We start from the raw sequence: 15,858 nt of genomic DNA, 5'->3' as shown, positions 1-15,858 counted from the left end.
AGGAGGTTTAATGATGAATTCAGTTAAAGCAGACATGGTATTAGATGCTAAAGGCCTTGCTTGCCCAATGCCGATTGTGAAAACAAAGAAGGCAATGACAAATCTTGAGGCAGGTCAGGTGCTTGAGGTCCAAGCAACAGACAAAGGTTCGAAAGCGGATATTCAAGCTTGGGCTAAAAGCTCGGGTCATCAATATTTAGGAACTTTAGAAGATGGGGATGTACTAAATCATTACTTAAGAAAATCGGCAGGAGAGGAAGCGGCTGATAGAAAACATCCAAATGTTGTGTCTAATGAGGAACTTGATCAAAATCTTGGGGGAGATGGTAGCATTGTGGTACTAGATGTAAGAGAATCAGAGGAATTTGTCTTTAACCATATTCCTGATGCAATTTCCATTCCCTTAGGCGAACTGGATGAACGAATGGGAGAGCTGCCGCTGGAAAAAGAAATTTATGTTGTGTGCCGTACTGGAAACCGCAGTGACTTCGCTGCACAAAAGCTAGCTGAAAAGGGATTTTCAAAAGTATTTAATGTTGTACCAGGGATGAGTGAATGGTCTGGGAGGGTTGCGGGTATTCAAAAATAAAGCTAGGGGCCTACGCAGCTATTAAGTCATGGCATTGAATAAGAAGGAATCAAGGTGAAAAGCGGTTCATAGTGATCGTTTTACACAAACTCAAGGCAAAACGCTTACTATGAGTTGTTCAAAGTGATCGTTTTACACAAACTCAAGGCAAAACGCTTACTATGAGTTGTTCATAGTGATCGCTTTACACAAACTCAAGACAAAACGCTTACTATGAGTTGTTCAAAGTGATCGTTTTACACAAACTCAAGTCAAAACGCTTACTATGAGGTGTTTATAGTGATCGCTTTACACAAACTCAAAGCAAAACACTTACTATGAGTTGTTCAAAGTGATCCTTTTTCAAAATCTCAAAGCAAAACGCTTACTATGAGGTGTTTATAGTGATCGTTTTACACAAACTCAAAGCAAAACTCTTACTATGAGTTGTTCATAGTGATCGTTTTTCAAAATCTCAAGGCAAAACGCTTACTATGAGTTGTTCATAGTGACCGTTTTACACAAACTCAAGTCAAAACGCTTACTATGAGCGGTTCATAGTGATCGTTTTACACAAACTCAAGTCAAAACGCTTACTATGAGTTGTTCATAGTGATCGTTTTACACAAACTCAAGACAAAACGCTTACTATGAGTTGTTCATAGTGATCGTTTTACACAAACTCAAAGCAAAACGCTTACTATGAGTTGTTCATAGTGATCTTTTTTCAAAATCTCAAGGCAAAATGTTCACTATGAAGCGTTAGAAAATTTTTTAACTAAAATAATACCATAGGGGGTAACTAGGATGGCTGTAAATGCAATGACTGCAAAAGAGGTCACAAAGAAAGTTATAAACAAAGAAGAATTATTTATCTTGGATGTCCGCAATGCTGATGCTTATCAAGATTGGAAAATTGAAGGGGAAAAGTTCGAATACTTAAACATCCCATATTTTGATTTGCTTGATGGGGTGGAGGGGATCCTTGATAAAATTCCAGCTGAGAAAAATATTTTAGTAGTTTGTGCAAAAGAAGGCTCCTCCATTTTTGTAGCAGAAATGCTTTCTGAAGCCGGCAAAAAAGTATCTTATCTAAAAGGAGGAATGAAGGCATGGAGCGAATATTTAGAACCCGTCAAAATCGGGAATTTAAATGACGGAGGGGAGATTTATCAGTTTGTCCGCATTGGGAAGGGATGCTTATCTTACATGGTTATTTCAAACGGTGAAGCGATCATCATTGACGCAACACGGATGACAGATGTGTTCTTGGACTTTGCAAAAAGCAAGAACGCTAAAATCACCCATGTTTTCGATACACACTTGCATGCGGACCATATCTCAGGAGGACGCATGATTGCTGAAAAATCAAACGCGACTTACTGGCTGCCTCCTAAAGATGCAACAGAAGTTACTTTTAAGTACATGCCATTAGAAGACGGCAATGTTGTGACAATTGGAAATACAGCAATTCATGTTCACGCTCTATATACACCAGGTCACACAATCGGCTCAACATCATTTGTAATTGATGAAAAATATTTGCTTTCAGGGGATATTTTATTCATTGACTCTATCGGAAGACCAGATCTAGCTGGGCTTGCGGAAAATTGGGTAGGTGATTTGCGTGAAAGCTTATATAAACGCTATCGGGAACTATCAAAAGAGCTAATCGTTCTTCCAGCACACTTTATGATCATTGACGAATTAAATGAGGACGGCAGTGTTGCAGAAAAACTTGGTACATTATTCGCGAAAAACCACGGACTTAATATTAAAGATGAAAAAGAATTTAGAAAGCTTGTAACGGAAAACTTACCGCCTCAGCCGAATGCTTATCAAGAAATTCGTAAAACTAACATGGGGAAAATCAGCCCTTCTGAAGAAGAGCAGCGTGAAATGGAAATTGGACCAAACCGCTGTGCAGTGAGATAACAAGTAGAAGTGCCTTGATGCTGCGGCTAGACAATAAAAATATCAGGAGGAATGACTATATGGAAACAGCAAAAATTTTAGATGCAAAAGGATTAGCATGCCCAATGCCAATTGTTAGAACGAAAAAGGCGATGAATGATCTCAAGGCTGGAGAAGTTCTTGAGGTTCATACAACAGATAAAGGCTCTGTCAATGACATATCGGCATGGTCAAAATCAGGTGGGCATGAATTGGTGAAAAATGAAGAAGAAAACGGAGTGTTTAAGTTCTGGATTAGAAAAGGAGAGTAAAAAACGAAAAGGGAGCCAAAATGGTTCCCTTTATTTAAGGGGTGTTAGACATGGACTTATCTTTTATAATAACCATCTTTCTCATTGGATTTATCGGCTCCTATATTTCTGGGATGCTTGGAATAGGAGGTTCGATTATTAAATATCCAATGCTGCTATACATCCCGCCTTTTTTTGGGCTTGCTGCATTTAGTGCTCACGAAGTTTCGGGGATCAGTGCTGTACAGGTTTTCTTCGCAACAATCGTCGGTGTTTGGGCCTATCGTAAGGGTGGCTACTTAAATAAAACCTTAATTGGATATATGGGTATTAGTATATTAATAGGAAGCTTTGTGGGTGGATTCGGTTCAAAGCATATGTCAGAGGGCAGCATTAATGTGATCTATGGGATATTAGCATTAATTGCAGCTATTATGATGTTTATTCCTAAGAAGGGAATTGATGAAATCCCTTTGGAGCAAGTTGAATTTAATAAATGGTTAGCCGCCATACTTGCATTAATTGTGGGTCTGGGAGCGGGAATTGTAGGTGCTGCTGGTGCATTTTTATTAGTGCCCATTATGCTGGTTGTACTAAAAATTCCTACTCGAATGACTATTGCTTCTTCATTAGCGATTACATTTATTTCTTCAATCGGAGCAACAGTTGGAAAAATTACAACTGGCCAAGTGGATTATGGCCCGGCACTCATTATGGTGGCCGCAAGTTTAATTGCCTCCCCACTAGGCGCCATAGCTGGTAAAAAAGTAAATACTAAAATATTACAAATCATGCTAGCGTTATTAATCGCGGCAACTGCGTTAAAAATATGGGTTGATATATTATAATATTGTGATAAAAAGCGCAGGAATCCGAGAAATCGTCAAAACCTGTCCAGAAAAGTGGTTATTTGGGCAGGAATTTGTGAAATCGCTCCAACCTGTCCAATAATCGAACTAATAATATCTAGCTCCGTAAAGTTTAACCGTATACAGAATAACTTGCACCAAATACCGGTCAAAGTTTTCCGGTATTTTTTTCATATAATCTTATTGTTCGAGTCTTATTGACAATGATTATCATTTTCTCTACAATAAAAATAAGTTAATTCACTCTTGGGGGGAACAACATGAGTATGCTGCATGGCTTGAAGGATATTGAAACGGTTATCTCTAATAAGCGTAAAATTGGTGGAGCAGCGGAAGCCGCAATGCTGAAGTTAACTTCAGGTGAAGTATTCCATCATCCAGTATTTACGAATATCGACAAGTCAAAAGGGCAGTATGTCTCCCTTTGTTTCATTGATGTAGAAGGAATGAATGTTTGTATTCATGTAGACCAAATAGCCATTATGAAGGGCTTAAAATATAAATTAATCTGCCAATTAAACAACGAGCGTGTAAAGCAGCTTATGCTAACTGATACATTACAATACTTGCAAAGATTATGTGAGCTAAACGATGGTTTTGTTACACCAACATTCAAAAAAGAAGCATTGGTTCTAGTTCGGGATATTAGTGTGAAAGAGCTTGAAAAGGAAAATGTCATATTACCTTTTTCAATTGATGATAATCTGATTCAATTCAATAGAAAATTTGCCTAAATGCGAAAAAAAACGAGGTCAGTCACCTCGTTTTTTCTATAGCCTGAATTCTACTTGGCAAGCAAGTCGAAATCCTTCGCTCAAGGAACTCTTTAATTTCTTAAGCTCCAGTTCATTCGGCGACTGCAAAAAGGAGGAGCCAGCATCAATTTTCACCAAACATTGACCACAGGTTCCTTTGCGGCATTTATATTGGATAGCTTGTCCTTGCTCTAGGGCAGCATCCAAAAGGAGCCTTCCTTTCACTGAACGAATAGGAAAACTTTGTCCATTTTGTAAGACAAAAACCTTTGGCGTTAAGTCCGCACTTAGTATTTTCCTTTCACTAAAGTCTAAGCATTTCGTTTGAACGACAGAGTCCGTTACCGCTTCTTTCAGAATAAGTGAGCCAACCGTCAGCATCCTTCTATTCAAAAACCTTACTCCTTATTTCTCCGGATTATCTAGAGTGCAAATTGCGGATGGCTGTTTAATTCTTAGAACGGCTGTTTCATAAACTCGGAACGGATGGTTCATGCCTTCATCACCAAGGTACGCAATATCAAAATCCTCAGAGACTGCTAAATCTAAATTATTTCTGCCAGTGTTTACAAGTACGCCTGTTTTTCCTTTTAAGACTGGAGATTGAAAAACACCATCCGTGACAAGCTCTCGTACATGCTCAATTTCCAATACATTTGTATCCTTATGAACACGGTGCAAAAGTGAATAAAGCTCTGGGGACAAGACAAGTGCATAAGGTCCATTATGGTTCATATCAAGCAATTTATTTCTTGCATCCACGACATCCTGAAAGGCACTTCCTGACTCATACCAATTTCTTATCAAATGGGTGAGCCGTCCTCTCGCATTCATCAATCCCGGAATATCAAATTCCTTTGACCCGTGGAAGATCATCTGATCCTCTAAAATCGCCACATCACGTGAGGCATTGGCCGCACTGGAAAAATCTATGGGAATATCCAACACCTTTGCCTGCTCAATATCACGCCAATAAAGGACAAAATCCTTATAGAGCATAGGGATCGTATAATTAACGCGTTTGCTTGATTCTATAATTGTGTCAAATGATCCTTGGAAATCAATTTTCGCTTCATGGCTTTCTGTGTAAATATCGTTAAAAATGCTTTGCACGCCTCTGCCAAGCGGTCCATATAATTCGATAAATCGGCGCCCAACTAACTGTCTTCGAGCAGCATCAATCACAATCCCCTGAAGATGACTATACTCTGAACTAGAAAAAGGCAAATCTGGTGAATAACTCATTTCTTTCCCTCACTTTATACATTATCGCAAACTTCCAACGGTAAACCCTTTTTTCCCTGAGCTGATTTTCTTCTCTTGTACGGTAACAGGTGGGGCAAGATGATCATGATGTTCATCATGGTGGGCATGAGGGTCCACATAATCATGATCAAACCGCTTATTAATTCCCAACAGCATTTCTTTTACCTGCTGGTAATCAGCATAGGCATCCGTTCGTAATTTTTTTAGCAATGTACTTCGTTCTTCATCGGTAAATTGAAAGAGTGCTAAATCCAGGTGCTCAACAAAATTATGTAAACCAAACTTTTCAAGGTTTAATTCCTGTAGAAGTCGATTAAATTCATTATTCACCGGTGAAAATGCATGTTCGTCCTTCGAGTCTTCGAACTTAGCAATAAGGGGAATTAGTACTTCCAGCCGAGAAAGTCTTTGTTCTTCTTCCTCATATATATGATGGTAATAAAGCCGCTCATGATCATCCTTGGCAAACTCTATGACAGGATCCAGCATACTCATAAATTTTTCAATCGCTTCCTTTGTTGTTGAAAAAATCCGATAGAATATCGTTAACTCATCTCTCAAAACCTTAACACCTCCCGAGCTTTGTACTGTTACTCATTATGGTCCATGACGGAAGGAATTCATACATACGGAAGTAAAGATTAAATGAATGTTTCAGGGAATTTCCTTATAGGCATTTTTTTCTGTCCGTGCTATTATTTTAATATTCAAATTTATTTCCCTCCTACCTTTTTCCCATTTATTTGGAGTCGGTTCCAACTCTAAATAAATGGGGAAATGTAAGTCGCTGCAGGAAATTGAGTTGGAATTCAAACTTTATTGGAGGAGGAATTAGCGTAATGATTGATGGAAGCAGCAATTTACTCTTAAACTTATTAGTCATTATTATTACACTGACTGTTCATCAATTTTGGGTAGAAAGTAAACCAAACAGTACCATTGTCCAAAAATATGCCATCCTATTTACATCCGCTGCAGCTATTCTTCTATGTATGGTCTTTTCCTTCTATGTAGAAGGGGGCATCCAATTTGATCTGAGAAGAGTACCCCTTTGGTTCGGAACTATTTATGGTGGTCCAATGGTAGGGATTATACTTACAGTGGAAACGATTCTCGTACGTCTTTTTACCGGAGGAACTAATGGAGCCACAGGTTTGATTATTACTTTAATCACTTCAATTCTTTTTACCGCGATTACGATCTTAATTCGGCCCTTTTATTTTCGTTTGAGAACTTTTAATAAAGTACTGATCGCATCAGCGATGATTACGATGTTTTCCATTATCATTTTAGCAACGGTTTCAATTAATAATAATGAATTGTTTTCATTTAAACTTTGGTCGGGCTTCTTGCTTACCAATCTGATAGGAATTATTTTTGTCCATCTATCATTGGAGGCAATTAGAAGAAACTATTTACTGCGTATGAAGATTCTCCATTCCGCTAAGCTAGATGTTTTGGGGCATTTGGCGGCAGCTGTTAATCATGAGGTGAAGAATCCTTTGACGACAGTTCGCGGTATGATGCATTTACTGAAAGAGGACCAGTCCCTTCCGAATGAAAAAAGAGAAGCTTTTTTCCAGATTGCCGCCGATGAGATTGATAAAATTGACAAAATAGTTTCAGACTATTTGACGTTTGCTAGGCCATATCCAGATAAGATTGAACAGATATCAATCGAAAAGGTTTTATCTGAGTCTATTGATATCATAAAGCCTCTGGCAGAACAGGCGAAAATTCAACTTGATATATCCAGCTTTTGCCCTTGTCATGTTTCTGGAGATCACTCCAAATTTGTACAAGCTTTAGTAAATATATTAAAAAACAGCATAGATGCCTCGACAATTGGAGGGCAAATAAAAGTAAGCACTGAAATAAAAGAAGATTTATGCATAATTTCAATAATAGATAATGGTGCTGGAATGAGTGAAACCACCCTTGGCAAATTAGGAGAACCTTACTTTACGATGACAGGCAATGGTACTGGTCTCGGTATGATGGTCGTTTTTAGAATTATTGAAAGCATGAACGGAAAAATAAATATAAAAAGTAAACTAGGGATAGGAACGGAGGTCATCCTGGAGTTCCAAACACCCTCGTATGAAAAAATGAAGATAATAGCCCCAAATGTTGGTTAATCCCATTCAATGAAAGTGAGTTCGCAAATGATTTTACAATTGCGAGCTCACTTTTTGCATTTAATGGAAATTACATAGTGTATGGAAAAAATATTGACTCATCAGTCAATTGGGATTAAAATGAAATTGACTAGTTAGTCAATGAATGTTTACACCCAAAAGGAGGGGTTAAACTTGTCTATTGTAGAGCTGAAGAATTTAACGAAGTCCTACAAAAAAAATCGGGGGATTATGGATATTTCATTCTCCATTGAAGAAGGAGAGATATTTGGATTTATTGGTCCGAATGGTGCAGGGAAAAGTACAACAATAAGAACTCTATTGAATCTTATCTATCCAACGAGCGGGAGTGCTACGATTTTTGGGAAGGATACCATTAAACATACACACGAAATTAGGCAGAACGTTGGTTATTTGCCATCTGAGGTTCACTATTATGATGATATGAAGGTCATTGACTTATTAAAATACTCAGCTCAGTTTCATAAAAAGCTTAACAGTACAAGAATGATGGATTTGGCTGCTAGACTTGATCTTGATATTAATCGAAAAATTGAAGACCTATCCTTTGGAAATCGCAAAAAGGTGGGAATTGTTCAAGCTTTGCTCCATGAACCAAAGCTGATTATTCTGGATGAGCCAACGAGCGGGCTCGATCCATTAATTCAAAATCACTTCTTCGATCTCATTACTGAAGAAAGGGATAAGGGGGCAACGATCTTTTTCTCCTCCCATATATTAAGTGAGGTTCAGAAAATGTGTGATCGAGTGGCTATTATTAAAGAAGGAAAGCTTGTGACAGTTGAAACCATTGAACAACTGACGAAAAATAAAGTGAAAAATATTAAGATTACATTTGAACAGCCTGAACAGTTTTCATTAGAACTTGAAGGAGTTATTAAAAAAGAAGTAAATGGAAATACAGTGGCCTTGCTTTATAACGGGGACATTAAATCACTGCTTCAGCATCTAATTGATTTGCCAGTTCAAGATGTGCTGATTGAGGAGCCGACTCTTGAGGAAGTGTTCATGCACTATTACGAATAGCAGGGAGGGAGATCCATGATATTTAAAAGAGAGTTTAGACGGGGACAAAAGTCACTAATCATTTGGAGCTTGGTTCTTGCTGGATTAATTATCTGGCTTTTAAGCATTTTTCCTCAGTTTGCCGAGGGGCAGAAATCAATGGAGTCTTTGTTCGATGCCTATCCAGAATCCATGAAGCAAATGTTTAGGATGGATCAGCTTAATTTGGGAACATTAATTGGTTTTTACGGCATTGAGGTCTACATGATGACAACCCTTTTAGGAAGTATTTATGCGGCCTTGCTCGCCTCAAACATTCTTGCTAAAGAAGAAAATGAAAAAACAATTGAATTCTTACTATCAAAGCCTGTATCAAGAAGCCAGGTTGTAGCGGAAAAGCTTATGGCTGTGATTGTCAATTTATTCATCTTAAATATCGTTTCCACACTCTCGAGTATCATTGGTTTTCAGTTTGCCAAGGATGAAGCGATCCCTTGGGACACTTTTACATTGCTAACAATAGCAACCTTGTTATTGCATGTAACCTTTGCAGCGATTGCCTTTATGTTCTCTTCGATTATGAGAAAGACAAGGAATGTTCTCTCGGTATCACTAGCGGTTGTGATTGTATCTTACTTTATCAATATCATGTCGGGATTATCCGAGGAATTGGATATCCTTAAATATTTCAGCCCGTTTAAATTTGTTGACGCTGCTAACATTATTAATGACCAGATGATTGAACCGATTTACTTGATCCTAATCGGAGCGATTATTCTTATTAGTGTCTCCGTCTCATTTATGATATATAAAAAGAAGGACATTTCAGTCTGAAAAAGTAGGTGTTCATTCTTGTATTCAGCTTTTGAAAAACAGCCACAGGAGAAAAAGGATTTAATTTTGAAAGTGGCAATTGAGGAATTTGTGAAAAATAGCTACGAAAAAACGTCTACCGACACAATTACGAGCAGAGCAGGCATATCTAAGGGGATTCTGTTTCATTATTTTAAAAGCAAGAAAAATTTATATGTTTATCTAGTAAGTTATTGTGTCGATCTACTCACAGAAATAACAATGGACGCATTAAAAAAGGTGAAATCAGATGATTTTTTCGAGAGGGTAAAAGAAATTTTTCTATTGAAGCATGAAATCCTTGCGTCCTATATGCAGGAAACGCTGCTTATCACAGATGCCTTATTAAATCCGCCTGTGGCAGTGAGTAAGGAAATGCAGGAGATTTTAAATAAACATTTAGAAGCCTATCAAAAGGAATTCATGCTTGAACATATTTATCTTAAAGAGCTTATTCAAACAAATAGGTTAAGGGAAGGTATTTCTGTTGATACCGTTATTAATATGACAATGTTTATTGGAGAACAATTAGGAAATAAATATCAAACCCTCTATAAAAATAAGCATTATGATTTTTTCACTGAGCCCGATCCCCTTGCTCAGGAGTTAAATGACTATCTAGAAATTGTGAAAAATGGGGTATATAAATAAATAATAGAGACTCTGCAGCAATATAGTGCAGGGTTTTTCTTTTTCAAAAAAATATATGAATAAAAGCTATTGACCTTAACGTTGCGTCAAGGTGTAGAGTGGAATTATGGAGGTGAGCGAATGGAGTACACAGTGCAGGGATTGGCCAAATTAGCTGGGGTCAGTACCCGGACCTTACGATATTATGACGAAATTGGCATTCTTAAGCCGGCAAGAATGAATTCATCTGGATATCGGATATACGGGAAGGCGGAAGTTGATAGATTGCAGCAGATTCTTTTTTACAGGGAATTAGATGTAAGTTTGTACAGCATAAAAAAGATTATGACTTCTCCAGCCTTTGATGGAGCTAGTGCGCTAAAGGAGCATCGCGAAAAACTCCTAGAAAGAAGAAATCAGCTTGATTTGCTAATTGCCAATGTGGATAAAACGATTAAACAAACGGAAGGGAGAATTCAAATGGCGGATAAAGAGAAATTCAACGGATTTAAGAAGAAGATGATAGACGATAACGAGAAGAAATACGGCAAGGAAATACGTGAAAAGTATGGGGAAGATACAGTAGACCAATCCAATGCAAAGCTGATGAATATGACAGAAGAGGACTATGAAAAGGTCACCAATCTGGCAAAAGAGGTTACTGATACTTTAGCCGAAGCGTTCGCAATAGGAGATCCAGCAGGTGACCTAGCCCAAAAAGCAGCAGATTTGCATAAACAATGGCTATGCTATTATTGGAAAGAATACAGTAAGGAAGCGCATGCAGGTCTTGCCCAAATGTATGTGGATGATGAGAGGTTTACTGCATATTACGATAAGGAGCAGCCAGGCACAGCGGAGTTTTTGAGAGATGCAATTCTTATTTACACGGGGATGAAAAAGTCTTAAATAGGTAAAAACCCGCTAGATTTAAAAGCGGGTTTTTAACCATATATATCAGCGACTATCGAGTTATATCAGCGACTATCGAGTTATATCAGCGACTATCGAGTTATATCAGCGACTATCGAGTTATATCGGCGACTATCGAGTTATATCAGCGACTTTCCGATGTGTCAGAATTTTCCACAACATGCTTCAGAATCGAAAGCTTATTATCCCAGAACTGATCGAAATAGGCAAGCCATTGTTTTAGCTCTGTGAACGATTCAGGCTGCAGGAGATACCGCCTTTCTCTGCCTACCTTTCGTCCACTGACTAATTCAGCTTCTGACAACACGTGAAGATGCTTGGCAATAGCCGTTCGGCTCATCGAGAAATGAGCAGTAATTTCGGAAATCGGCCGTTCTTTTTCAGCCAATAATTTAAGCACTTCTCTGCGAGTTGGATCAGCAATCGCCTGGAAAACGTCATACTTTTGTAAAGCTGACATTACCCTTCCACAACTTTGCGCAGTTTTTGTTTAACAAGCGCTTCCCAGCCGCCGTTCATCGTATCGCGGATTTCGGAAGCACTTCTTCCGGCTTTAGGAACAATTTCATCTGTCTGTTTCCAACCGCCATGAATCATTGTAAATTCAGTTTTATCTCCTAAATCCTTTAAATCGAAAGAAACAAACCAGCCATCTGTGTCCCAAGAAAAAGATAAATGATTCGGAGCATCTATTTCTAATACTTTGCACGGAGATGGGCCAAAAGGAGATTGGATATGGAATTCATGACCCACTTCTAGCTGAAAGTCATTTGGCATGAACCAAGAGGCAATGCCTTCTGCTGTTGATACAGCATTCCATACTTTTTGAATAGGCGCATCAAATACAATTGTCTTCTTAATATCTGCTACTTTAGTTTCCATAGTTATAATCCTTCTTTCTAGTTTATATAAAACCATTTGGTTTCTCTTTTGGATTATATAAAACCATTTAGTTTCATGTCAAGGCAAGCCCCATCGTAAACATTTTAACCTTTTTCTGTAAAAAAGTTAAAATAGTGCTTGAAACCTAGTATGAAATTGTGTACGATATTAACACATTACACGAGAGGGTGACCATAGGGCGATGATCTGCTAATCCTGTTTTCTAACGTACATTCGTAAATTTGCGAAGTCATATTGGAATGGGATTAGTCTATACTTTTTTAGAAACAGATGATCGTTGCAGTAGTACAGCCGTACTATGTCTTTTTCTATGGTTTTAGATGAACTCCTATCCAAAAATGACGGATGGGAGTTTTTGTGTCTTTAAGTAAATGTTGAAAAAGAGGTTTCAATCAAGAAATCGGTGCTTTCGCCGTTTTCCTCCTATCCTACCTCTCACTTCTAGAAATGAGGAATGTTATGTCGCAATTATTTAAAAATCGTTTTGTTCAGGCTATATTCCTTTCGTCCTTGTTCCTTCAAATCGGAATTTGGGTTCGGAATTTTGCTGTCCTTCTATTCGTTATGGAAAAAACAAATGGAGATGCATTTGCTGTTTCGATGATATCGGTCGCTGAGTTTGCACCAATCTTTATCTTCTCCTTCATTGGAGGAACATTCGCAGATCGCTGGCGTCCAAAAAGAACAATGATTTGGTGTGATATCTTAAGTGCGGTATCCGTATTTGCAGTATTAGTTACCCTTGTAATCGGCTCATGGAAAATCATCTTTTTCGCTACATTGATTTCTGCCATTTTATCACAATTTTCTCAGCCTTCAGGGATGAAATTATTTAAAATGCATTTGGATGAAAAATTGATTCAATCTGCCATGTCCATTTATCAAACAATTTTTGCCGTTTTCATGGTCTTTGGACCCGTGCTTGGAACATTTGTATTCCAGCAATTTGGAATAGATGTGTCCATTGCCATTACTGGCGTTGCGTTCCTGCTTTCGGCAGTAATGCTAGCCTTTATTCCTGCTGATCATTCGATGGAAAGCGAAAAGAAAGAGTCGTCTTTGCTGGAAGAAATGAAAAGCGGAATTCGCTATGTTCTTGGAAAAAAAGAGCTAAAGCTCCTTGGTCTATGCTTTATGGCTGCAGGGCTTGCTATTGGGCTGATCCATCCTTTATCCATTTTCCTCGTGACAGAACGATTGGAATTAGCAAAGGAAAGCTTACAATGGCTGCTAATGGCAAACGGAATCGGAATGATAGTAGGTGGAGCGATCTCAGTTATGTTCTCTAAGTCAGTTCCGCCGCAAAAGCTATTAGTTATTGGTATGCTTGCAAATGCAGTCGGGATGAGCGTCATTGGTTTTTCAACTAATTTGCCGCTCACGCTTGGGGCAGAATTTGTCAACGGATTATTCTTTCCATGCATCCAAATTGGGATTAATACACTAATCCTTCAAAATACACAATCGGAATTCATTGGAAGAGTTAATGGAACGTTAAGTCCACTTTTCAGTGGGGCTATGGTAGTAACAATGAGTTTGGCAGGTATCCTAAAAGAAATGACATCGATTGTTACAATGTTCGAGATTGCAGCGGTCTTATTCGTAATTGGTTTAGTTGTGATATTGCCGATTTACAACATGAAAGCACCAAACCAAGGCGAAGGAATGTTGGCAAAAGAATAAAAAAATATTAAAGGGCAGACACAAACTAATATAGTGTCTGCCTTATTTAATATCATTTAATAATGTAAAGTTACTGACCTTTTATTCTAATTACCAATCATCCATTTAAAAGATAGGAATATATAATGTAAAATATTGAAGGAGGAACAATCTTAGAAAATGTAATTGAGGATATTGAAACCAAAAGGAGAAGCGTATGTGCCGAAACATTAAAACATTATATAATTTCGACCCGCCAGCTTCCGAAGAGGAAATTCAAGCAGCGGCTCTACAGTATGTAAGGAAAATTACAGGTTTTAACAAGCCTTCAAAGGTGAACGAAGAAGCGTTTAATCATGCAGTCCAAGAAGTAGCAATGGTTTCAAGAAATTTATTTAACTCACTTGAAACAAGTGCCGAGCCACGCAATCGTGAAATCGAGGCTGAGCGAGCTCGTGCCAGGGCAGCAAAAAGGTTTGGAACAAATTAATCTTCTTTTAAAGTTGCCCAAAAGGATTTGTTTATTGGACAGGTTTCGGGGAAAAGAGCTAACCCTGTCCAATTAATAAAGACCGTCCCAAAAACATGGTCGGTCTCTACTATTATTTTCTTCTACGATTGATTTACTTTATATTCCACTTTCTCACTTACCATCAATGTACTTTTTTCCTTCTTAACCGACAGCAGCGCAATCGTACTTAAAATACAAATGGTTCCGAGCCATTCAGCAAAGCCAAATGTAACATGAAGCCAAACAATAGCTAAGAATGCCGCTGTTAATGGCTCTGCACAGGCAAGTAAACTCGTATCAGAAGCACTTATATACTTTAAGCTTTCTAAATAGCAATAAAACGCAATGATTGTTCCGAAAGCCACAATAAATATAACAGCAAAAACAGACGGAAGAGTCCACTCTCCAACAAAATCCCATGGAGGATGAATAAAGCTAAAGAAAATGCCGCCAATTAACATTCCCCAGCCTACCACTATGGTGGATCCCCAATTAGCAAGAAGCTTAAGAGGCTGGAGCGTATAATAGGCTAAAGCAACAGCAGAGGTCAGACCCCAAAAAAGGGCTAGGCCGGATATAGAAAGTGTGTGGAGACTCCCTCGCGTTACAAGCAAAAACGTGCCGGAAATGGCGAAAATTAATGCAATTCCTTCTATTAGAGTAGGCATTCGTTTCGCACGAAAGGCCGAATAGCACATAATCAGAACTGGAGCTAAATACTGAAGAACCGTAGCGGTCGCTGCATTCCCGTGATGGATGGCCGCAAAAAATGTGTACTGAACAGCAAGCATTCCAAGGATCCCAAAGAGGATAATACTGAATGCGTCATGCTTGACCCTCCATATACCCCAAATTCTATGTTTTTCTCTTTTATAGGCGATGCCTAGTAAAAGAGTTCCAGATATTAATAGCCTAATAACTACCAGCCACTCTGGACTAAAACCTTGATGCTGAAATAGGAATTGGGCAACGGTTCCGGAAACTCCCCAAAGGATTGCCCCGATCAGCACAAGGATAATCCCCTTTTTTCGTGAATTTATTAATACAGCACTACTGGAACTCATAAAATTTCCTCGCATTCATGTAATTGGTCATTATTCTACTAGATTATCAGTTAAATTAGATTGAATTTTAAGATGTATCTTACAGTGTGCTTCTAATTTAGTCAATAAGGAATAAAGGAACCAGTATTTCGGATTAGATTAATTAAATTTTGACCTTTTAAATGATTTTGGAGGATCATGGTTCCGTTATTTGTCACAAAAGGTAGTTTTTCTAGGGGTAATGGACTCTGATTCCGCTATTGCATGTAAAAGAAGCTATTTTCTCATATTTTTCAAAATTAACGGATTCTGTGTCCTTTCCATTCGATGAAATTGCAAATTTCAAGGAAATAAAGGATTCTCTGTCCGACAAATACGTTCTTGAAAAATTAATAAGATATGGGGGCAGGATCTAATCCATGCCCCTTAGCCAAATGCAAATCATTTAATCTCGAGAGGTTATTGGTCCTGATGCTCAAAGTGTTTCATTATCAATTA

General features: G+C 38.2%; 18 protein-coding genes. 12 read left to right on the top strand and 6 right to left on the bottom strand.

Translation table 11 applies throughout. The features are described 5' to 3' along the window. Window positions 1-13 precede the first annotated feature (13 nt). The 5 genes from RRV45_RS18825 to RRV45_RS18805 all read left to right on the top strand — a co-directional run bounded on the left by RRV45_RS18825 (window position 14) and on the right by RRV45_RS18805 (window position 4,375). Window positions 14-589, top strand: coding sequence for a sulfurtransferase TusA family protein (locus tag RRV45_RS18825; protein ID WP_315669088.1), 576 nt, complete (start codon window positions 14-16; stop codon window positions 587-589). A gap of 786 nt (window positions 590-1,375) precedes the next feature. Further along, a complete protein-coding gene (locus RRV45_RS18820) occupies window positions 1,376-2,503 on the top strand; it encodes an MBL fold metallo-hydrolase (RefSeq protein WP_315666187.1) in 1,128 nt (375 codons plus the stop codon). Window positions 2,504-2,562: 59 nt separating this feature from the next. Beyond that, window positions 2,563-2,793 (top strand): sulfurtransferase TusA family protein, encoded by a 231-nt coding sequence (locus RRV45_RS18815; RefSeq protein ID WP_315666186.1) that lies wholly within the window; start codon window positions 2,563-2,565, stop codon window positions 2,791-2,793. A gap of 50 nt (window positions 2,794-2,843) precedes the next feature. Then, window positions 2,844-3,620 (top strand): sulfite exporter TauE/SafE family protein, encoded by a 777-nt coding sequence (locus tag RRV45_RS18810; RefSeq protein WP_315666185.1) that lies wholly within the window; start codon window positions 2,844-2,846, stop codon window positions 3,618-3,620. Window positions 3,621-3,901: 281 nt separating this feature from the next. Further along, on the top strand, window positions 3,902-4,375 hold the full coding sequence (locus RRV45_RS18805; RefSeq protein ID WP_315666184.1) for a hypothetical protein: 474 nt from the start codon (window positions 3,902-3,904) through the stop codon (window positions 4,373-4,375). Window positions 4,376-4,411: 36 nt separating this feature from the next. On the opposite strand, the gene RRV45_RS18800 is transcribed toward RRV45_RS18805, so the two are convergent. Genes RRV45_RS18800 through RRV45_RS18790 form a run of 3 tightly spaced genes read right to left on the bottom strand, consistent with a single transcriptional unit; the run spans window position 4,412 to window position 6,223 of the window. Continuing rightward, window positions 4,412-4,789, bottom strand: coding sequence for a 2Fe-2S iron-sulfur cluster-binding protein (locus RRV45_RS18800; RefSeq protein WP_315666183.1), 378 nt, complete (start codon window positions 4,787-4,789; stop codon window positions 4,412-4,414). Window positions 4,790-4,801: 12 nt separating this feature from the next. Beyond that, a complete protein-coding gene (locus tag RRV45_RS18795; protein WP_315666182.1) occupies window positions 4,802-5,641 on the bottom strand; it encodes a family 1 encapsulin nanocompartment shell protein in 840 nt (279 codons plus the stop codon). 21 nt (window positions 5,642-5,662) lie between these two features. Continuing rightward, window positions 5,663-6,223, bottom strand: coding sequence for an IMEF encapsulin system ferritin-like cargo protein (locus tag RRV45_RS18790; RefSeq protein WP_315666181.1), 561 nt, complete (start codon window positions 6,221-6,223; stop codon window positions 5,663-5,665). A 278-nt stretch (window positions 6,224-6,501) separates the two neighbouring features. On the opposite strand from RRV45_RS18790, the gene RRV45_RS18785 reads away from it, so the two are divergent. From RRV45_RS18785 to RRV45_RS18765, 5 genes are all read left to right on the top strand, one after another. After that, the gene (locus RRV45_RS18785; RefSeq protein ID WP_315666180.1) at window positions 6,502-7,800 is read left to right on the top strand and encodes a HAMP domain-containing sensor histidine kinase; all 1,299 of its coding nucleotides are present in this window, start codon (window positions 6,502-6,504) and stop codon (window positions 7,798-7,800) included. A 174-nt stretch (window positions 7,801-7,974) separates the two neighbouring features. Further along, complete coding sequence (locus RRV45_RS18780) at window positions 7,975-8,847, top strand: ABC transporter ATP-binding protein (protein WP_315666179.1); 873 nt, start codon at window positions 7,975-7,977, stop codon at window positions 8,845-8,847. A 15-nt stretch (window positions 8,848-8,862) separates the two neighbouring features. After that, window positions 8,863-9,660 carry an ABC transporter permease subunit gene (locus tag RRV45_RS18775; protein ID WP_315666178.1) on the top strand — a complete coding sequence of 266 codons (798 nt, stop codon included), beginning with the start codon at window positions 8,863-8,865 and terminating at the stop codon, window positions 9,658-9,660. An 18-nt stretch (window positions 9,661-9,678) separates the two neighbouring features. Continuing rightward, complete coding sequence (locus RRV45_RS18770; RefSeq protein ID WP_315666177.1) at window positions 9,679-10,329, top strand: TetR/AcrR family transcriptional regulator; 651 nt, start codon at window positions 9,679-9,681, stop codon at window positions 10,327-10,329. Between the two features lie 120 nt (window positions 10,330-10,449). Next, window positions 10,450-11,217, top strand: a complete 768-nt coding sequence (locus RRV45_RS18765; RefSeq protein WP_315666176.1) for a MerR family transcriptional regulator — start codon at window positions 10,450-10,452, stop codon at window positions 11,215-11,217. A 148-nt stretch (window positions 11,218-11,365) separates the two neighbouring features. On the opposite strand, the gene RRV45_RS18760 is transcribed toward RRV45_RS18765, so the two are convergent. Further along, window positions 11,366-11,701, bottom strand: a complete 336-nt coding sequence (locus RRV45_RS18760) for an ArsR/SmtB family transcription factor (protein WP_315666175.1) — start codon at window positions 11,699-11,701, stop codon at window positions 11,366-11,368. Continuing rightward, window positions 11,701-12,123, bottom strand: coding sequence for an SRPBCC family protein (locus RRV45_RS18755; protein WP_315666174.1), 423 nt, complete (start codon window positions 12,121-12,123; stop codon window positions 11,701-11,703). Before RRV45_RS18755 ends, RRV45_RS18760 begins: the two co-directional genes overlap by 1 nt. A 468-nt stretch (window positions 12,124-12,591) precedes the next feature. On the opposite strand from RRV45_RS18755, the gene RRV45_RS18750 reads away from it, so the two are divergent. Continuing rightward, window positions 12,592-13,827 (top strand): MFS transporter, encoded by a 1,236-nt coding sequence (locus RRV45_RS18750; RefSeq protein WP_315666173.1) that lies wholly within the window; start codon window positions 12,592-12,594, stop codon window positions 13,825-13,827. Between the two features lie 196 nt (window positions 13,828-14,023). Further along, entirely contained in the window at window positions 14,024-14,296 is a 273-nt protein-coding gene (locus RRV45_RS18745) for a DUF2277 domain-containing protein (protein ID WP_315666172.1), read from the top strand. Window positions 14,297-14,418: 122 nt separating this feature from the next. On the opposite strand, the gene RRV45_RS18740 is transcribed toward RRV45_RS18745, so the two are convergent. Then, window positions 14,419-15,381 carry a DMT family transporter gene (locus RRV45_RS18740; protein WP_315666171.1) on the bottom strand — a complete coding sequence of 321 codons (963 nt, stop codon included), beginning with the start codon at window positions 15,379-15,381 and terminating at the stop codon, window positions 14,419-14,421. Window positions 15,382-15,858 lie beyond the last annotated feature (477 nt).

The sequence above is a fragment of the Bacillus sp. DTU_2020_1000418_1_SI_GHA_SEK_038 genome, from assembly GCF_032341175.1.
GTDB lineage: Bacteria > Bacillota > Bacilli > Bacillales > Cytobacillaceae > Cytobacillus.
This window is presented reverse-complemented; position numbering and strand designations above follow the sequence as displayed.